An 18,951-nucleotide genomic window follows, 5' to 3' on the forward strand; every position below is an offset into this window, starting at 1 on the left:
ACCTTAAACTGTCTAAGCCTGTCATCCGGATCAATACAGGATGTAGCTACACTTCAAAAACAACATCCCGGGCTCATCACTTTAATATCGCCAAATACCGGACATCTGTCAATTTCACCGTGATGTAGACGCTTTGTAGACGCCCTTCAAATGGCTTGTAGTCACTGTGTATGCGCTTAAACATTGCCGCCGGCCGGCGGTGCCCCTACTTTTGTTCCGGAAGTTTTTAACAGGCCTCGATACAGGTCAAAACGATGTTCGGTATATGCATAAATTCTACTTCACTTTTCTTATAGCGTGTTTGGCGGGGGTGTTTGTTCAGGCACAAACCATTATTCATGTTGCTCCTAAAGCACGGGGTACGGGCGATGGTTTGTCGTGGGAAAATGCAAGAAGTATTCAAAACGCCGTTAACAATGCTTCAGAGGATGATGAAATTTGGATACAAGCCGGCACGTATCATATTAGCGAAACCTTAAACCTCAACGTTTCGGATGTAAAACTCTTCGGCGGTTTTGACGGCACGGAAGAAACTCGTGGTGACCGCGATTGGAAAACCAACAAAACCATTCTCGATGGCGGAGGTTCCACCCAGATACTGGTGGTAAACGAAGAAAATACGGCTTTTGACGAAATAGAAAATATGGTGATAGACGGCATTCGGTTTAAGAACGGAAGATACACTGGTGCCGGTGCCGGAGGGGGTGCCCTTCACATAAACCCCAGTGATGAAAGCAACATCACCATCCGGAGTTGCCGTTTTAACAATAATTTTTCCGAAACAAACGGTGGTGCTCTTTACATTGTGGAAGAAGGCTATTCCTATGGGAAATTAGTGGTGAACAAATGCCAGTTCAGCAACAATACTGCCGAGGAAAGTGGCGGGGCTGTTTATGTACAGAACCGTTCCGATGTGCGTTTTACGTTCAAAAATTCGGTCTTTACAAAAAACACCGCCAAACAATTCTACGGAGGGGCCATCCGTAAGTCTTCGGGAGGGAATGGAGTACCCTTTACCGTTCAAAACTGTAAATTCGTGCAGAACGAAACGGGGGGGACCGGAGGTGCCCTGGGTTTAGAATTCTCCGATAGTGATGTGGTAGAGGGTTCAAGGTTTACAGCAAACAAAGCGCGCGACGGGGGAGCCATTGGAATTAGGGAAACCTTAACGATAAGAGACAATTATTTTAAAAATAATCAGGCAACAGTAAACGGTGGCGCTATACACACATACAGCCATAGCACAACACTCTATGCCGAGCGTTGCCACTTTGTACAGAATACTGCCGGTGAAAACGGAGGCGCCATTTACAATGCCGGGAATACTATTGACAATGAGAATATGACCATGGTAAATTCCCTGTTTCAGGGGAATGTGGCCCTTGTCAGGGGCGGGGCTATATACAACAACAACGGAGGATGGCTTAGCGTAGTGAACTGCACCTTTGTAAACAATAGCAATACGGCCGTTATATACGATTATTACGATTCCAACACAAAAATCTACAACTCCGTATTTTGGGACAATACCACGGAAAGGGAAGGGTATTACCCGGATATTAGCTCCGATTATTTCCCTGTATCAACCGACGTAACACTCGATGTAAGAAGAAACATCCTGCAAAAATACCCCGACGGCACCGCTAATTTAATTATGGACCCGCTATTAACTGCCAATTTCCACCTGCAACCCGGAAGTCCTGCCATAGATGCAGGAGCAGCCGCACGTTTTAACGAAGTTTCCCTAACCCGCGCTGCAAATACCACCGACCTTGGCGGAAATGACCGCCGCCAGGGAGAGAACATAGATATAGGTGCTTTTGAAGCAAAAGAAACGGAAGGTGAGACCGAAATCATCCCCAATAACAATATCCTTTATGTAGATCAAAACGTAGATACTGCCGACCCCAACTATACCGACGCCGGCGACTCCTGGGAAAACGCCGTGGTAGAACTCCGCGATGCTTTAGACTGGGCACAGGACTGGGACGCCACAACAGATGGCGCCTTACAGATTTGGGTAGCTACAGGCAACTACCGCCCCACCGGCGACCCCACCGACCGGGAAGCCACCTTTCAACTCGTCAGTGGCGTGGAAATCTATGGTGGTTTTGACGCTACGGAAACCGATTTGGACGAACGCGATTGGGAAAACAACGTGGCTGTTTTAAGCGGCGACATTGATGATAATGATGCTCAGGACATCATCACCGACCCGCAAAACCAAATACGGGGAGCCAACAGCTACAACGTAGTAACCGGCTCCGGTACGGACAATACAGCCGCGCTAAATGGATTTACCATTACCGGGGGATCTGATAATAGTGGGAGTATCGATGGCGGTGGCGGTATTTTTATGGAGTCCGGCTCTCCTTCGCTTGGTTATCTAACCATTATCGGCAACCGGGCTACTGTTGCCCGCAATGGCGGAGGTGTTTTTATTACAGGCAGCAGCGCACCTACGATTACCCATTCCCGGTTTACTCACAACTTTTCAGGTTTTCGCGGAGGTGGGATTATAAACAACGGCGGCACGCTCATCATGGCCTATTGTACTATCTCCGGAAATATGAGTAACTCCCGCGGAGGAGGTGTTAGTAATGCCGGAACCCTTGAAATGATGAACTGCCTTATATTTAATAATGAAACCGGATCAGCAGGCGGCGGGATTAGTAATTTCGGTGGTGGAACTCTTACTCTGACCAATTGTACCGTAACAGAAAATACAGCAAACAGCCCGGATTATGGTGGTGGCGGGATTAATAACCAGGGGACCCTCACGCTGAATAACAGTATCCTTTGGGGCAATGAGGCTCCCCTTGTTGGTAAGGAATTTAGGACTATAGGTACGGCCACGTTTTCCCACAGTCTTTACGCCGACAGTGCTTACGATGTTGCCGGTACCATAACCGACAACGGTGGCAACCTAAACGCAGATCCGCTCTTTACCGACCCCGCCAATGATGACTATAGCCTCCAATCCGGGAGCCCCGCCATAGACACGGGCGACAATAGCCTCTATACCGCTGCTGGCGGAGACTTACAAAACGATTTGGATTTGGCCGGCAATCCGCGGGTGTTTGATTACGCCAACGGGAGCATTATCGATATGGGCGTTTTTGAAGCTGAATTTTCAGATCCGCCACCCTTAGCGTGTGCCTTTATCGAAAATCTGACAGATGGAGCCGACGGTATTTCGCTTGATACAAACATTACCTGGGGCGCAGTTGAGGGAGCTACCGGCTATCACCTTTCTATCCGTACCAATGAGGAAATAATTTATGAAGAAAACACGAGCGACACCATATTCACCCCGGAAAATGGATTGGAAGAAGGCACAACCTATTACGTCAGCGTAATACCTTATAACGAAAACGGCAGTGAGGCAGAAGGCTGTGATGAAATCAGTTTTACTACAGAAACGCTGACACCTCCTGATTGTGCTGTGATCACCACGCCTGTAAATGGAACTACCTATCCCGCTTACGAGGGAATCGGATGGGAAAGTGTGGAAGGAGCCGACGGCTACCGGATTTATATGGGCACTACTCCGGGGGGTACGGATGTAGCGAATGGACTGGAACACGGGGAGGATTTTGAAGACCCTGAGTGGGGGACCTATTACCTTAAGGTAATTCCTTATAACGAAGCAGGCGAGGCTACGGGTTGTGAAGAGATTAGTTTTTCGATAGTGGAACCGACGCCTCTTCCCCCCGGCTGTACCACGATAACTTCTCCGGCAAACGGAGACACGGATGTTCCGCTTGATTCGGAAATCACCTGGGATGCGGTTGAAGACGCTTCCGGTTATTACATTTCTGTAAGAACCGGTGCCGGCGATATTGTGGTCAACGAAGAGCCAGTAACCGGAACCAGTTATAACCCTGCAACCGATTTTAAAGAGAACACTACCTACCACGTCAGTGTAGTACCTTTTAACGATAACGGAGCAGCAACTGGTTGTGATGAAATCCGTTTTACCACAGAAACCCTGCCAATACCACTACCGGTTTGTACCACGATGATTTCCCCGGCAAATGGCGATACGGGCATTGCGCTTGATACGGAAATTACCTGGGAAGAAGTTGCCAATGCCGACGAGTACTACATTTCCATAGGGACTACTTCCGGTGGCACGGATATTGTAAATCACGAATCCGTAACCGGAACAACCTATATCCCGGAGGTCGGTCTGGAAGAAAATACCACCTATTTCATAATTGTCACTCCGTACAATGATGAGGGAAGTGCCGAGGATTGCACCGAAATCAGTTTTACTACGGAAACTTTACCGAAACCACCAGACTGTACCACGATGTACCGTCCCGTTAACGGTGCTACGAATGTCCCTGTTTCTGCCGCAATAAGCTGGAATGCTGTTCCCGAAGCCGACGGTTATTACCTTACCGTGGGAACAACATCCGGCGGTACGGACCTTGTAGATAACGAAGACGTGGGCGACACCACGGTTTACGATTTGGTCAACGACCTGCCCGGGAGTACTGAAATTTACGTAAGCGTAGTTCCGTACAACACCGAAGGAGAGGCCGAAAACTGTCAGGAAGAAAGCTTTACTACGAAAGCACTTGCAACACCGCCGGATTGCACAACCATCATAAGTCCTGCTAATGGCGAATCCGATGTTGCTATAGCTACCGATATATCCTGGAACACCATAGCTGATGCCGACGGGTACCGTATTTCGATAGGTACCACTGCCGGGGGGTCGGAGATCGTCGACCATCAGCAGGTGTCCGGGAATTCTTTTACCCCGGTTGCCGAACTGGATGAGAACACGACTTATTATGTAAGGGTAGTCCCGTACAATGCGGAGGGGAGTGCTGCGGGGTGTGATGAGATCAGTTTTACTACGGAAACACTGCCGGCAGCTCCTGGTTGCACAACCATAACAAGTCCGATCGATGGCGAATCCGATGTCGCTATAGCTACCGATATATCCTGGAACACCATAGCTGATGCCGACGGATACTACATTTCCATAGGAACTGCTCCCGGTGGAACGGACGTAGTGAACAACCGGTCAGTAACAGGAACGACATTTAGTCCGCCTGTCGATCTTGATGGTAACATGGTTTACTACGTATCTGTAGTTCCCTACAACGTTCAGGGCAGTGCTACGGGATGCACAGGGATTCGTTTTACCACCAGGGCGGCGGATGTCGATATAAATAAAACCAAATATGGATTTTCCCCTAACGGCGACGGGAACAACGATTTCTGGAAAATAGAAGGAATAGAAAACTATCCTGATAATACGGTTTCCGTATATAACAGGTGGGGAGATATGGTGTTCCGGGTACAGGAGTATGACAATCATTCCAATGTGTTCAGGGGACAGGCCAACAAGCTCACCGGATTAGGTGCGGGCAAGTTACCTTCGGGGACTTATTTCTTTGATGTTCAGTTTCGGGAAGGGGATGAGGTGAAAACAGTGAAAGGATTTGTGGTTATAAAACGTTGAGATGAAAAACAGGATGATATCTATTTTTACATGGTGTTTTGTGATATGCGGAGGATATTTAGCTTTAGCGCAGCAAACGGCTTTGTTTCCCGAATATAACTACAATCCTTTTATTATCAACTCCGCTTATGCGGGAATGGCCCCGGGACCCGAAGCCACCCTGAGTCATTACGGGTATATCAATAACATAGCAGGAAGCCCGAAAAGCTATGCCCTGAGTTTTCATTCGCCCGTATCCCATGGCAAAATGGGGCTTGGAGCCGCATTCTCCCGAGATAAGATAGGAGTGACGACGAACACCAATGCCTTTGCAGCGTATTCGTATAAACTGTTTTTCGACTATAAAAGCGATCGTCCCGACTGGCAGATCTACGATCAACACGTACTTTCGTTCGGGCTCACTGCCGGGGTGCATCAACTCAGCGATAACCTGCTGGAGCTGGGAATAGCGGACGATCCTGAATTTTCAGAAAACATCAATGCGACCATACCCGTGGTTGGTGTTGGCTTTTTATACAACTGTGCCGACTTTTATGTGGGGATTTCCGCCCCCAATATCCTGGGTGATAAGCTGGCTTCGAGAGATGACCTGAACCTGTCGAATCCTGTTTATGGTTATATGGGATACCGTTTTTTTGCAAACCGGTTCGACAGGATTGTGATCAAGCCCAGTGTGTTGTTAAAATATGAAGACGGGGCTCCCATGCAAGTCGATGTAAATCTGGCCACGAGTTTCAGTAACAAATTTGAGATCGGGGCGGGGTACCGGAGTCGTTCTTCCCTGAACTTCCTGGCGGGAATCTACCTGTTCAGGCATTTCAGGTTTGTTTATCACTATAACGTAGGGCTTAAAAATTCTTTGTTAGGGAACAGTCACGGAATTGCCCTGTCGTATTCTTTTGGGAATGCGTATTTTTAGCGGAAAAGGAATGAACCGGTCATATCGGGAGAGAAGGGGAGCTGAATTTCGGGATGATGATGATCCTCAACAATGATCTGCAGGGCATTTAACCAGTAATACAGATGAACATGAAAGATTGGATAACCGTATTGACATTAACATATCCGCATGAAGCACATCTTGTAAAAGTAAAACTTGAATCTGAGGGTATTGAGGTTCAGTTGATAGATGAAATGACTGTACAGGTCCATAATTTCTATTCGAATGCGATCGGTGGCATAAAACTATCGGTAAGAAAAGCAGATTTTCAGAGGGCCCGGCAAATCCTCATGGACCACAGTTATATTGAACCTGAAGAGCGGACAGAAAACAGGTTTTTAAACTGGTTTGACAGGTGTACAGCCGGATTTCCTTGGATTGGCAAGACGGCTTTGGGAGTCAGGCTGCTCATTTTTATAACGATAATATTCAGTATAGCTGCAATCCTGATCGTTTCGTTGTCAACGCCGTCAAAACTGGAGCGATTGACTGAAAATATATGGTGTGTTGATACCATTCACTATAAAGGACAGGTATTGGGCTCAAATTCGACGGGATCAAATGCGGAGAGTGATTATTTTAATTGTTCAGGGACTATGGAGTTTCGTAAAAACGGGGTAGCTATTTTCTCTGAAACTGATTCAAATGAGGATGGATATAGCTGGGAATTAAAAAATGATAGTTTGGTAATTTCAGAAAGGAATGTCAATAACGATCATTCTCCGGGCAATAGCCATGAGATTGCGGAGGGGGACAGGAATTCGGAGAAACCAAAATACCATGGGGTTTATGCGTTGGATATTAAAGACAATACGATAAAAATCCAATCAAACGACCTCACCGTTATCGGCAGAATCCTTGGAGTCAATATCTGGATTCAATGACAAATGGATGGTAACATGGTGGTTTCTAAAAAAGTAAGAGGAAGCAATGCTCCCTTTGTTTCACTTGATTTGTGCGATTGGCAGAATAATTTTCGAACCATTTTATGCAGGATTTGAAGAAATTGGCGGTCAGGAAAGTTGGGGAACTTTAAAACTTCTCACCATATGGCAACGAATGAAATATTATGTTCACGATAGATTTTTATAAAAATCATATGGATTATTGTAATGAAACTATATTGTTTTTAGATTGGCTTCACTTTTCTTAAACTGTTCAGACATAAAAAGGCAAGTGTTAACGATAGAATCACAGATATCCCTGCTGTCCAGTGCATTCCATTAGTAAAAGCCTCTTTTGCTAAAACAATAAGGTCAGATGCCCGATCTGCCGATAGCTGATTTGCACGAGCGATAACACCTCCCAGGGAATCGGCAATATTTAATTCGTTTTGAAGATCAGATCTGAACATTTTGTTTTTGTAAGCCAGTGTGCCAATACTTCCTAAAATTGCAATGCCCAGTGCTCCACCCAATTCTGAGCTTGTTTCAGACATTGAAGAGGCCAGGCCGGCTTGCTCAGGCGGGGCACTTCCCACAATGGCATCTGTCACCAATGTAAAGACCAATGCAATCCCAAGAGAAAAGATGGTAAAACCGCTTACTATAAAAAACAGATCAAAGCTGCCTCCGAGAAAAAGCAGTAATCCAAAACCCAGAGCAGCCAGGACGAATCCCGCAGTCATGATAAACACAGGCTTGAATTTAGTGGTCAGATATTGGGTGGTGAGTGCACCGATGATAAACCCGATCCCTGAAGAAATGCCCCATAAACCTGCTTCGAATGCGGAAAAGTCCATGACCAGTTGAAAATATTGTGCAATAAATAAAAACATCCCGAAAAGCATAAATGCGGCCAGGAGGTTCAGGCTTAAAGAAGTAGAAAATTTTCGGTTTTCAAATAGCTTTAAGTCGATAAAGGGATTATCCAATCTCTGTTGCCGTCGTATAAACAGCCAGCCAATCAGTATGCCGAGTAGTATAAAAAAAACCGGCTGAAAGTGAAGCCCTTCCGTTACAGCCATCTTGATGCCAAATACTGCGGACAAAATAGCAGTCAATGACATTAGGGCACTGATGAGATCCATTTTCCCCGGATTGGGATCTTTAAACTCAGGAAGCAGGAACGGACCCAAAATCAATAATAGGATCATTATTGGAATAGCAACCAGAAAGACAGCTCCCCACCAGTAAAATTCCAGTATGATACCACCGATCACTGGACCTATGGCACCACCGATGGAAAAGCTGGTAATCCATACTCCGATAGCCAGGGTTCGCTGTTTTGGGTCTTCAAACATGCTTCTAATGAGGGATAGGGTAGAAGGTGCCAGCGTAGCGCCGGCCACCCCCAAAATGGCTCTTGAAGCAATCAGGGAATTGGCACTGTTTGAAAAGGCGGCCAATACAGAAGCCAGTCCGAAGACAGCGGCACCGATTAACAGCAATTTTTTTCTGCCGATCCTGTCACCCAATGCTCCCAGCGGGATCATCAGTCCCGCGATGACGAAGCCATAAATATCTACAATCCATAATAACTGTGCACTGGTGGGTTGAAGATCTTCGCTCAACTTGGGCACTGCCAGGTTAAGGATAGTGAGATCCATGGAATAAAGCATACACGGCAGGGCAATAATGGCAAGCCCGATCCACTCCTTTGTTCCTGCTTTTTTTACGGCAATCTCCTTTTTCATAACACATTAGTTTTTTGTTAGGTGTTTAATTTGAATGAGACAGGAATGGGATTGATTATTGTTCATTTTTATCTATTTTGATGAATATGACAAAGTTCAGTGATCTATTTTGCATATAAGGAGTGTGAAAACGACTATTTAGAGGGGGGAATGTGACATATTACCACTTTATAGCCGAAGCAAACATAAAATAGGAACTATTTATCAAAATAAAATAAACCCGGCATTGACCGGAAAATCCGGTATAATCGTATGGGGAGATAATGTATTTCTTGATAGTGAGAATCAGATCAAATAAAAAATGCCTTAAAAATCATAAGCCCCTGTAAATCATGAAATTTACAAGGGCTTATGGCCATTTGTAGTTCTAAAAAGTGCCCACGACTGGATTCGAACCAGCACGTCCTTGCGAACACTACCCCCTCAAGATAGCGTGTCTACCAATTCCACCACGTGGGCGACAAAATTTTAAAAGATATTCTCGTTCAGTTCGGTACGTTCAACTTTGAACATGAAACTTTAATAGTGACCTGGCTGGGGCTCCCTTCAACTATGCTCAGGGTAAACTTCTCGCCCGTTTTCAGACTGTCAATTTCAACCTTGAACCTGAAACTTCAAACCTGAAACCTCATAGTGACCTGGCTGGGGCTCGAACCCAGGACCCTCTCCTTAAAAGGGAGATGCTCTACCAACTGAGCTACCAGGTCAATTCGATAAAATCATTATTTCAAAATACACTGCAGAAGAGTAACTGTTTTCTCTGATCAAAAAATCCTGAAACCAGAAACTTTACAGTGACCTGTCCGGGGCTCCCTTCGACTATGCTCAGGGTAAACTTCTCGCCCGTTTTCAGACTGTCAATTTCAACCTTGAACCTAAAACTTCAAACCTGAAACCTTATAGTGACCTGGCTGGGGCTCCCTTCGACTATACTCAGGGTAAACTTCTCGTCCGTTTTCAGACTGTCAATTTCAACCTTGAACCTAAAACTTCAAACCTGAAACCTTATAGTGACCTGGCTGGGGCTCGAACCCAGGACCCTCTCCTTAAAAGGGAGATGCTCTACCAACTGAGCTACCAGGTCATTATTTTATTCCTTTCCGGGCGCATGGCCCGTCATTGCTGGAAAAAAAGCCTCCCTCTCGGTAGGCGGGTGCAAATATAACATCAATAATTTATTTTTCAAGGTGATTTTACTATAAATTTGTGTTTTTTTTAGTCTGGTACTATAACGTATTGTATTTAAATCGATTAAAGTTTTATGGTAATTGTATTGATAGGATATATGGGAAGCGGCAAAAGTGCCGTGGGTAAAATACTGGCTGAAAAATTGGCTGTTAGGCTTGTCGATATGGACGATTATATAGAGGAAAAGGAACAGAAAACCATCCCGGAACTCTTCCGGGACAGGGGGGAAATCTATTTCCGGAAGGCCGAAAGCCGTTATGTAGGGGAGTTGCTTTCCGGAACAAAAAATGCGGTAATATCTCTTGGGGGAGGTACGCCGTGTTACGGAGACAATATGGACCGTATAAAGGAACTGGCCGACAAGGTTTTTTACCTGAAAGCTTCCGTGGGCGAACTCACAAGACGATTGGGTAAAGAAAAAGATCACAGGCCGTTGATAAACCATCTGTCTGACGATGAATTGGAAGAATTTATCCGTAAACACCTCTTTGAAAGAAACTTTTACTACCTGAGAGCCGATAAGGCCGTAAACGTGGATAACCGGACACCGGAAGAGATAGCCGAAGCGATCAGTTCGGAAATTCAGTAAGGGGAAAGCTGTTTGTTTGCCCGGCTGAGGTTTTTCCCCTATAATTGTCCGTTTTATTGCAGGTAGGCAGCATTTTCGGTCGCTCCGAATTCCACATGAACGTGTTCCTGGAGGGAAGTGGACAAGGAAATCCCCTTGAAATCCGCTTTAACCGGGTAACGCTTGTGGTTCCTGTCGATAAGGACTGCGGTTTTCAGTTTTTTCAAAGGTACGTTCAGGAAGTGTTTTACACCGTAAATAAGTGTGGCTCCGGAATTCAATACATCATCAACCAATACTACGGCCTTGTTTCGGTACACATCCTCCGGAACGGATATGTGTACGGCATTGGTGGGGGTGACCTTATCCACGGTCACCTCGCAAAGAGTAACCTTCAGGCCGGAAATATCATGCAGCGTGGCAGCGATCTTTTCAGCAAAAGTGAGTCCGCCGGAAACGATACCCGCCATGATCACTTCCTCTTCTTCCGCAAAAGTTTCGTAGATCTGGTAAGCGATTCTCCGTATTTTGTGCTCTATTTCCTCGTGGCCGAGTATCTTGTGCTCTAAAATGGTCATGAATTTTTTATTTGATGACAGCAACAAATTTACCGATTAAAACGATATGCTTACGGTATTTTAAACAGAAAATCCTTTATTCCGGATCTTTTCTTATGGATTGTTTTGGCTTTTCGGTTTCAGTATAAAGAAGAATTCCCGGCCTTCCCTCGGTTTTATGGAATTATAACAACGTTCCATAATAACAATATCAAAATAAGGAGAAAAATACCCGAAATATTCTTCCCTGTCCCCGCCAAAGGGCGGCCCTTCTTCGGTGAGGGGAAAATCGAAAAGCAATCCGGCAAGTTTTCCTTCCGGGTTCAGTAATTGTTGCATTTTACGGGCATAATCCGGTCGGGATTGCGGGGGAAGCGCACAAAAGAAGGTCTGTTCCAGGATGAGATCGAAGGTCATGTCAAGGGTGAAAAAATCCTGGTTGAGCAACTGTTTCTCCGGAAAACCGGGAACGCGTTTTTTAAAATTCTGCAATGGAGGGAGGGCGAAATCCAGAACATGCACGTTTTTGAACCCCTGGTGCAGCAGGTATTCTGCCTCATAGCCGTTGCCGGCGCCGGGGATCAGGATTTTAATATTCTTGTCTTCCAGTTGGTCGATGTAAGCTTTGAGCGGGGTGGAAATATGGCCGATGTCCCAGAAAGTGTCCCTGGATTTGTATTTTTCCTCCCAGAATTGTTTGGTTCCGTTTTGCATGGCTGCCGGTTTTTAGTTTCTGAGTTTTGGAGTCTTTGAGTTTTGGAGTTTGTTAGTTATACGGTTTACAGGTCTGATCTGAAAAAATAAAACTCCCTGGATCCAAACCCCTCTCAACTATTCCTCTTCGTTGTCCAGGTAATCGTCAATATCCCTTCTGTCCTTTTTGGTGGGGCGCCCCGTGCCTTTTTTACGGTAATGCTCTTTGGCGTATTTCAACAGTTCCGAACTTTCAAAGGCCTCTTTGGGAGTGGTATCCTGGCGATAGATATCTGTGAGTTTCGCACCTACCCGGTTTGCGGGGATATCGAGGACCGTAAGTTCATAGTTGATCTGGTTCTTCCGCAGGCGTACCTTGTCGGTAGGGTAAACCTCCCGCGAAGGTTTGACCTTCTGGCCGTTAATTTGCACATGACCTTTCTTACAGGCTTCGGTGGCCATGTTTCTCGTTTTATAATAGCGGACACACCACAAATACTTATCAATACGCATACGCTAAAAGAAAATCTACGTTAATTTATAAAAACAAATTTACAGAAAATTGTATCTTGCGCATTCAATTTTTTAACAATGATGAAGATAACAAGAACAGGTTTGATGGCAATGGGGGCTGTGGCCCTTCTGAGTTCATGTAACAATGATGATAACGGCGGATCGGTTGAGGTTCGCGACCCTGCCGAAGTGGCTGTGGAAAACGATGCGGACATTAAGGAATACCTCAGTACCCATTTTTACAACTATGAGGAGTTCGATGCGGCTGCCAAAGATTCTACATATGCAGATAGCACGGGCTTTGACTTTAAAATTGTTATTGATACTATTGCCGGAGAGAACAGTGATAAAGTGTCTTTAATGGACCAGGTGGAAAAAAAGACAATAGCCGTTGAACTTTCGGCAGAGGAAACCCTGGACCATACCCTGTATTACCTGGTGGCAAGACAGGGAGATGATGTTGCTCCGACAACTACAGATTCCACATTGGTGAGGTACAAAGGATTTTTGCTGAATGATGTGGTGTTTGATAATAGTAATACCCCGGTGTGGTTTAATTTGGAAAGTATTGTTGAAGCTGGTTTCGGAAGAAGTGGTAGGGGATTTGCAGAGTTCATGCCCGCACTTCATTCCGGTGGGGAAATCGATATTAATGAAGAGGACGGTACTTATATAATAAGCGGTGATTATGGTGTGGGAATGGTGTTTATGCCCGCCGGATTAGGGTATTATTCCGGTTCGGGGAGTATCCCGGCATATACGCCTATAGCATTTGCCATAGATCTGTTAAGGGTTGAGAAAATAGAAGAAGAGGAAGAATAAATAAGAATAGGTATTTACCGAAAACAAAAACGGTCCGGGATCCCGGACCGTTTTTTATTTCAAAAAGCTTGTTCTAAAATTTATAGGACAGCCCGAAAATAACCTGGTTAGGCCTGCTGTCTATGGTGATGTCACTGTCGGTGTTGTTACGCACGATTTTGGATTCGGAGTCCGAAAGTCCCCTTTCCCAGCGTACATCAAGGCCCAGGCTGCCGAATTCCACACCGAGTCCCATTTGCATACCCAGGGTAAAGCTGTCGGTGTCGATATCCTCGATATCTTCGGCGTCAAAGTCCGAGTCTACGACAAACTGGAATGCAGGGCCTATAAAGGCATGGGCAAACCCGAGGAACTTTTTGCCTACAAGGATCGGTACATCCAGTTTCTGCAGGTCAAAATCTCCCTTGTTGCCTTCGTATTCGTATTCACTGCTGATCTGCGTGTACACAAATTCCGGGCGCAGGTAGAGGCCTATAATCGGTACATCACCGCGGAGCCATACCCCGGCGTGGTACCCGGCTTTTCCTTTACCCCCGTCCAGGATGTCTTCGGCCTGGTCTTTCAGGTCTCCTGTTTTGTTGTAGTTAAATCCGGCCTTTACACCAAAATCGATTTGCGAAAATCCGGCTGCACTAACAAAGAGCATAGCAATAATTAAAAGCGATCGTTTCATAGGTTTAATTTAATTCCCGGGGGATCGGGATTCCCGGGATGGTTAATAAATAATGGCCTTTTACGGGCTTAGCCTTGTACATTCATACTCGGCGCAGCCTGTTTTCTTTCCAATACCTTTTCAACGGCTTTTACTATTGCTTTATTGTTCAATCCGTATTTTTCCATAAGCTGGTCCGGTGTTCCGCTTTCGCCGAAAGTGTCGTTGGTGGCAATGAATTCCTGGGGAGCAGGGTGATTTTTAACGAGTACCCTCGCTACGCTTTCCCCGAGTCCGCCGTAGTAATTGTGTTCTTCGGCGGTCACCACACATCCGGTTTTGGCTACGGAAGCCAGGATAGCTTCTTCGTCCAGCGGTTTTATGGTGTGGATGTTGATTACCTCGGCAGAAATTCCGTTGGCTTCGAGGGCTTCTGCAGCGATCAGGGATTCCCAGACAAGGTGTCCCGTGGCAATGATGGTAACATCCGTTCCTTCATTGAGCATTATGGCCTTGCCTATTTCAAACTGCTGGTCTTCGGGTGTGAAATTGGCTACTTTCGGCCTTCCGAAACGAAGGTAAACCGGCCCCTGGTGTTCGGCCACGGCAAGTGTGGCTGCCTTGGTCTGGTTAAAATCACAAGGGTTGATTACGGTCATTCCGGGAAGCATTTTCATCAGTCCGATATCTTCCAGTATCTGGTGTGTGGCACCGTCTTCACCCAGGGTAAGCCCGGCATGGGAAGCACATATTTTTACATTTTTACCGGAGTAAGCGATAGATTGCCGTATCTGGTCGTATACCCTCCCGGTGGAAAAATTGGCAAAAGTGCCGGTAAACGGTATTTTACCACCTATGGTAAGTCCTGCGGCGATCCCCATCATATTGGCTTCGGCAATACCCACCTGGAAGAAACGCTCGGGGTTTTCGTCTATGAATTCCTGGATCTTAAGTGATCCTACCAGGTCGGCACAAAGGGCCACCACATTCGGATTGGTGCGGCCCAGGACAGTCATTCCGGCCCCGAATCCGCTTCTGGTATCTTTTTTTCCTGTGTCTGTATATTTTTTCATTTCGATCTTTCTGTTTTTAAGGATTTTTGGGAACGTTATGTCCTCGTGGAGACGCACGGTCCTCTACGTTTGAGACACACGGCCGTGCGTCTCTACCCGGTGGTCCGGTACAGGTTAATAATCCCCTACGGTTTCGGGATTCTGCGCCAGGGCGGTTTCCAGTTGCTCGTCGTTAGGCGCCTTTCCGTGCCATGCATGGGTGTGCATCATAAAATCTACCCCGTTACCCATAACCGTATGAAGAATAACGCACACCGGTTTTCCCTTACCGGTCCTTGTTTTGGCTTCTTTCATACCGTTTATAACAGCTTCGAGATCATTCCCCTCTTTTATTTCCAGTACGTCCCAGCCGAAGGCTTCGAACTTGGCCCTGAGGTCGCCCATGGGGAGTACATCATTCGTAGCTCCGTCTATCTGTTGGCCGTTATAGTCTACCGTGGCAATATAATTGTCAACCTTGTTTCCTGCGGCATACATGATGGCTTCCCAGTTTTGGCCTTCCTGTAATTCGCCGTCACCGTGCAGGCTGTAAACGAGGTGATTGTCTTTGTTCAGTTTTTTTGCAAGGGCGGCTCCGATGGCTACGGACATCCCCTGTCCGAGCGACCCCGATGCTACGCGCACTCCGGGAAGACCTTCGTGGGTTGTAGGATGGCCCTGTAAACGGGAATCGATCATCCGGAAAGTATTGAGCTCCTCCACCGGGAAATACCCTTTTCGTGCCAGTACACTGTAAAATACCGGTGAAATATGACCGTTGGAGAGGAAGAACAGGTCTTCATCTATACCATCCATATCAAATCCGTCCTTCAGTTCCATGATCTCGTTATACATGGCTATAAAAAATTCCGTGCATCCCAGTGAACCTCCGGGATGGCCGGAATTCACCTTGTGTACCATCCGCAAAATATCCCTGCGAACCTGTGTTGCTAAGTCGTTTAGTTGTTGAATATTAGACATTTTTAATAGTTGAAATTATTCTCTGGCAAAAATAAACCTAAAAAGGGCTCCTCCCAAACGTTTTCGGTGTTAGTTTTCAGGCTTTCACAAATTAAATGTGATAATTGTTCAATTTACCAATTCGGTAACAGGGTGATTTAATATATAACCCGTTTAAACTTTTTGGTTTTTGTAATAAGAGTAAAAGAGGAAAAAAGTTAAAGATACCGACTAAGGTTGAAATTAAACCTTTATAGGCTTCGGGTGGGGATACTTTGTTATGATTTGGTTAGAGGGCAAACGTATTAAACCTTTGTAAGGTGAAAAATTTTTAGTACATGACAAAATTTGTTTTATACAGGTTTATTGGAAAATCAGTTTGACTCTAAAGGGAGCCTGATTTTCCTCGATTCACCCTTTGGGAGGGGCAAAAAATCGAGGAAAATGCATTTAAGTTGAATTTTGTCATGTACTGAAGTTAAAAATATAGAAATTCCACACCCTTTAGGCGATGCGCTGAGCCTGCCTGCACTGAGCAAGGTCGGACTGTGTTCGTTGCGGTATCGCGAATGTCCCTGGCCCGGTAGCCCGCGTTCGGGAACATCGAGGGACCGGCACCGGTAGCATTGCCTGACGAATGACACCACTGCCGGTACACCGGCAGGTTCAGGAAGGGCCGCCTTCCTGTAAAGGTTCGCCTGTATTTGCCGCCGCACCGGGATATCTTATTCACGGTCGGGTGATCCGGAGCCCGTTTTTGCCATTTAAGGGATTGCGTATACGCTGCACCGGGTTGTGTTTGCCGTATAAGTAACCCGGTATGCGGCGGACTTAATTAAGTTCACTGCTCAAGCAATTGCGTATGCGGCAAACCGGATTCCTTATGCCGCGTACCCATCTCCTTGAACTGCAATCGTAACCTGGTCTGCCGCTTAAGCAGTTACGTATGAATTCATAAGCAATCCGGTATACGGTCAACACAACTGTGTATGCGGCAAACCATATTCCTTATGCCGCGTACCTGTCCCCTTACGCCGCGAACATAACCCGGTATGCCGCTTAAGCAGTTACGTATGAATTCATAAGCAACCCGGTATGCGGTCAACACAACTGTGTATGCGGTAAACCATATTCCTTATGCCGCGTACCTGTCCCCTTACGCCGCGAACATAAGCCGGTATGCCGCTTGCGCCATTGCGTATGAATTCATAAGTAACCCGGTACGCGGTCAACCTAACTGTGTATGCGGCGTAAGCAACCGGTTACGCGGCTCAAGGGAACGGGTAAGCTGCATACCCGACCCCTTCCGGTGTAAACCGGGTTGTGTTTATGGCGGTTTTCCAGGCTTTAAGGCGGGGAAGGAACGGTAAATTTTTCGGTACAGCCGTATATGGGAGAAGAAATGCATTTGTCACGCGTCTCCTGGCCTTCCGAAGATATGCGGAGGTTGAAAACCTGTCCGTACCCGGTGGGGCAGCAGGGGAAGTGCCGTGGATGCCCGATCAGATTGTCACACCATAAAAAAGTTGAAAGCTATATATGGCAAGTGGTTGAAAGAACATGTATTCATTTTCAGCAGGTACTGGTGAGTGTAACAATTAAGAAGCTTCCCGGTATTACAAATCAAAAGAAATAAGTCAACCTCATAATCACATTATCCCATTATTACAATATCCCTATCTTTGCCGACTGACTGATATTGTATTTATGAAGTTCGAGTTACAAGCAAACGATCCCGGGAGCAAGGCCAGGGCCGGGAAGATCACGACAGATCACGGTGTGATAGAAACCCCGATTTTTATGCCCGTCGGGACGGTAGCCTCGGTAAAAGGGGTGCACCAGCGGGAATTGCGGGAAGATATCGACCCGGATATCATTCTTGGGAACACCTATCACCTGTACCTCAGGCCGCAAACGGGCATCCTGGAAAAAGCCGGCGGGCTGCATAAATTCATGGGATGGGACAGGAACATCCTTACCGACAGCGGGGGGTACCAGGTGTATTCCATGTCGGCCAACAGGAAAATTAAGGAAGAAGGCGTAAAGTTCAAGTCGCACATTGACGGTTCATACCATTTTTTCACTCCGGAGCGTGTGATGGAAATACAGCGGAGCATCGGTGCCGATATCATCATGGCGTTTGACGAATGTACACCTTATCCGTGCGACTACCGCTATGCCAAACGTTCCATGCACATGACCCACAGATGGCTCGACCGTTGTGTGGAACACCTGAAAAAAGTGCCCGGAAAGTACGGTTACAGCCAGTCGTTGTTCCCCATTGTCCAGGGATCGGTTTACAAGGACCTGCGCGAGCAGTCTGCCGAGTACATCGCCGGGGCAGGAGCCGACGGTAATGCCATAGGCGGGCTTTCGGTAGGGGAGCCCGCAGAAGAAATGTATGCCATGGCCGAAGTGGTCTGCAACATCCTTCCCGAAGATAAGCCCCGTTACCTTATGGGGGTGGGAACACCGGTAAACATTCTGGAAAACATAGCGCTCGGGGTAGATATGTTCGATTGCGTAATGCCCACCAGGAATGCGCGTAACGGGATGCTGTTCACATCCGACGGGATCATTAACATAAAGAACAAGAAGTGGGAAGACGATTTTTCTCCGGTGGACGAAATGGGCATTACTTTTGTGGATACCGAATACTCAAAAGCTTATTTAAGGCATCTTTTTGCTGCAAATGAGTATCTTGGCAAACAAATTGCAACCATTCACAACCTGGGCTTTTACCTGTGGTTGGCACGTGAAGCCAGAAAACATATCTTAGCGGGAGATTTTTACGAATGGAAGAATGTTATGGTGAAAAAGCTGGCACAGCGGTTGTAGGGATGAGTTAATGTGTTGATGAAATGATTAAGGGGTTAAAGCAAAAGTAAA

The 18,951-nt window shown here is 46.3% G+C and carries 14 protein-coding genes and 3 tRNA genes; 7 read left to right on the top strand and 10 right to left on the bottom strand.

Going from position 1 to position 18,951, the window contains the following annotated elements; genetic code table 11:
- Positions 1-265: 265 nt before the first annotated feature.
- From LS482_RS15295 to LS482_RS15305, 3 genes are all read left to right on the top strand, one after another.
- Positions 266-5,482 carry a T9SS type B sorting domain-containing protein gene (locus LS482_RS15295; protein ID WP_233028384.1) on the top strand — a complete coding sequence of 1,739 codons (5,217 nt, stop codon included), beginning with the start codon at positions 266-268 and terminating at the stop codon, positions 5,480-5,482.
- A 1-nt stretch (position 5,483) separates the two neighbouring features.
- On the top strand, positions 5,484-6,401 hold the full coding sequence (locus tag LS482_RS15300; RefSeq protein ID WP_233028385.1) for a PorP/SprF family type IX secretion system membrane protein: 918 nt from the start codon (positions 5,484-5,486) through the stop codon (positions 6,399-6,401).
- Between the two features lie 110 nt (positions 6,402-6,511).
- Entirely contained in the window at positions 6,512-7,306 is a 795-nt protein-coding gene (locus tag LS482_RS15305; RefSeq protein WP_233028386.1) for a putative signal transducing protein, read from the top strand.
- Between the two features lie 245 nt (positions 7,307-7,551).
- On the opposite strand, the gene LS482_RS15310 is transcribed toward LS482_RS15305, so the two are convergent.
- The 4 genes from LS482_RS15310 to LS482_RS15325 all read right to left on the bottom strand — a co-directional run bounded on the left by LS482_RS15310 (position 7,552) and on the right by LS482_RS15325 (position 10,141).
- Positions 7,552-9,057, bottom strand: coding sequence for an MFS transporter (locus LS482_RS15310; protein ID WP_233028387.1), 1,506 nt, complete (start codon positions 9,055-9,057; stop codon positions 7,552-7,554).
- Positions 9,058-9,432: 375 nt separating this feature from the next.
- Positions 9,433-9,516, bottom strand: a tRNA-Leu gene (locus LS482_RS15315).
- Between the two features lie 175 nt (positions 9,517-9,691).
- Positions 9,692-9,764, bottom strand: a tRNA-Lys gene (locus LS482_RS15320).
- Between the two features lie 304 nt (positions 9,765-10,068).
- Positions 10,069-10,141: transfer RNA gene (locus LS482_RS15325), tRNA-Lys, on the bottom strand.
- A 177-nt stretch (positions 10,142-10,318) separates the two neighbouring features.
- Here LS482_RS15325 and LS482_RS15330 point away from each other — a divergent pair.
- Complete coding sequence (locus tag LS482_RS15330; RefSeq protein ID WP_233028388.1) at positions 10,319-10,834, top strand: shikimate kinase; 516 nt, start codon at positions 10,319-10,321, stop codon at positions 10,832-10,834.
- Between the two features lie 53 nt (positions 10,835-10,887).
- On the opposite strand, the gene LS482_RS15335 is transcribed toward LS482_RS15330, so the two are convergent.
- The 3 genes from LS482_RS15335 to LS482_RS15345 all read right to left on the bottom strand — a co-directional run bounded on the left by LS482_RS15335 (position 10,888) and on the right by LS482_RS15345 (position 12,576).
- The gene (locus tag LS482_RS15335; RefSeq protein WP_233031842.1) at positions 10,888-11,385 is read right to left on the bottom strand and encodes a phosphoribosyltransferase family protein; all 498 of its coding nucleotides are present in this window, start codon (positions 11,383-11,385) and stop codon (positions 10,888-10,890) included.
- Positions 11,386-11,484: 99 nt separating this feature from the next.
- A complete protein-coding gene (locus tag LS482_RS15340; RefSeq protein ID WP_233028389.1) occupies positions 11,485-12,084 on the bottom strand; it encodes a methyltransferase domain-containing protein in 600 nt (199 codons plus the stop codon).
- A gap of 117 nt (positions 12,085-12,201) precedes the next feature.
- Complete coding sequence (locus tag LS482_RS15345) at positions 12,202-12,576, bottom strand: RNA-binding S4 domain-containing protein (protein WP_233028390.1); 375 nt, start codon at positions 12,574-12,576, stop codon at positions 12,202-12,204.
- Between the two features lie 78 nt (positions 12,577-12,654).
- On the opposite strand from LS482_RS15345, the gene LS482_RS15350 reads away from it, so the two are divergent.
- The gene (locus tag LS482_RS15350) at positions 12,655-13,398 is read left to right on the top strand and encodes an FKBP-type peptidyl-prolyl cis-trans isomerase (RefSeq protein ID WP_233028391.1); all 744 of its coding nucleotides are present in this window, start codon (positions 12,655-12,657) and stop codon (positions 13,396-13,398) included.
- Positions 13,399-13,471: 73 nt separating this feature from the next.
- On the opposite strand, the gene LS482_RS15355 is transcribed toward LS482_RS15350, so the two are convergent.
- From LS482_RS15355 to LS482_RS15365, 3 genes are all read right to left on the bottom strand, one after another.
- Positions 13,472-14,071 (bottom strand): outer membrane beta-barrel protein, encoded by a 600-nt coding sequence (locus LS482_RS15355; RefSeq protein ID WP_233028392.1) that lies wholly within the window; start codon positions 14,069-14,071, stop codon positions 13,472-13,474.
- 68 nt (positions 14,072-14,139) lie between these two features.
- Entirely contained in the window at positions 14,140-15,123 is a 984-nt protein-coding gene (locus LS482_RS15360) for a transketolase family protein (protein ID WP_233028393.1), read from the bottom strand.
- 114 nt (positions 15,124-15,237) lie between these two features.
- Positions 15,238-16,083, bottom strand: a complete 846-nt coding sequence (locus LS482_RS15365; RefSeq protein WP_233028394.1) for a transketolase — start codon at positions 16,081-16,083, stop codon at positions 15,238-15,240.
- A 1,308-nt stretch (positions 16,084-17,391) separates the two neighbouring features.
- On the opposite strand from LS482_RS15365, the gene LS482_RS15370 reads away from it, so the two are divergent.
- Positions 17,392-17,583: a hypothetical protein gene (locus tag LS482_RS15370; protein WP_233028395.1), complete on the top strand. Its 192-nt coding sequence runs from the start codon at positions 17,392-17,394 to the stop codon at positions 17,581-17,583.
- A gap of 186 nt (positions 17,584-17,769) precedes the next feature.
- Positions 17,770-18,900: a tRNA guanosine(34) transglycosylase Tgt gene (gene tgt, locus LS482_RS15375; RefSeq protein WP_233028396.1), complete on the top strand. Its 1,131-nt coding sequence runs from the start codon at positions 17,770-17,772 to the stop codon at positions 18,898-18,900.
- Positions 18,901-18,951 lie beyond the last annotated feature (51 nt).

Source organism: Sinomicrobium kalidii, assembly GCF_021183825.1.
Classification (GTDB): Bacteria; Bacteroidota; Bacteroidia; order Flavobacteriales; family Flavobacteriaceae; genus Sinomicrobium; species Sinomicrobium kalidii.

Coding starts and splice junctions, on each gene's coding strand:
- tgt (WP_233028396.1), top strand. CDS start 17,770: ATGAAGTTCGAGTTACAAGCAAACGATCCCGGGAGCAAGGCCAGGGCC.
- LS482_RS15295 (WP_233028384.1), top strand. CDS start 266: ATGCATAAATTCTACTTCACTTTTCTTATAGCGTGTTTGGCGGGGGTG.
- LS482_RS15350 (WP_233028391.1), top strand. CDS start 12,655: ATGATGAAGATAACAAGAACAGGTTTGATGGCAATGGGGGCTGTGGCC.
- LS482_RS15345 (WP_233028390.1), bottom strand. CDS start 12,576: ATGCGTATTGATAAGTATTTGTGGTGTGTCCGCTATTATAAAACGAGA.
- LS482_RS15340 (WP_233028389.1), bottom strand. CDS start 12,084: ATGCAAAACGGAACCAAACAATTCTGGGAGGAAAAATACAAATCCAGG.
- LS482_RS15300 (WP_233028385.1), top strand. CDS start 5,484: ATGAAAAACAGGATGATATCTATTTTTACATGGTGTTTTGTGATATGC.
- LS482_RS15305 (WP_233028386.1), top strand. CDS start 6,512: ATGAAAGATTGGATAACCGTATTGACATTAACATATCCGCATGAAGCA.
- LS482_RS15365 (WP_233028394.1), bottom strand. CDS start 16,083: ATGTCTAATATTCAACAACTAAACGACTTAGCAACACAGGTTCGCAGG.
- LS482_RS15370 (WP_233028395.1), top strand. CDS start 17,392: ATGGCGGTTTTCCAGGCTTTAAGGCGGGGAAGGAACGGTAAATTTTTC.
- LS482_RS15355 (WP_233028392.1), bottom strand. CDS start 14,071: ATGAAACGATCGCTTTTAATTATTGCTATGCTCTTTGTTAGTGCAGCC.
- LS482_RS15330 (WP_233028388.1), top strand. CDS start 10,319: ATGGTAATTGTATTGATAGGATATATGGGAAGCGGCAAAAGTGCCGTG.
- LS482_RS15310 (WP_233028387.1), bottom strand. CDS start 9,057: ATGAAAAAGGAGATTGCCGTAAAAAAAGCAGGAACAAAGGAGTGGATC.
- LS482_RS15360 (WP_233028393.1), bottom strand. CDS start 15,123: ATGAAAAAATATACAGACACAGGAAAAAAAGATACCAGAAGCGGATTC.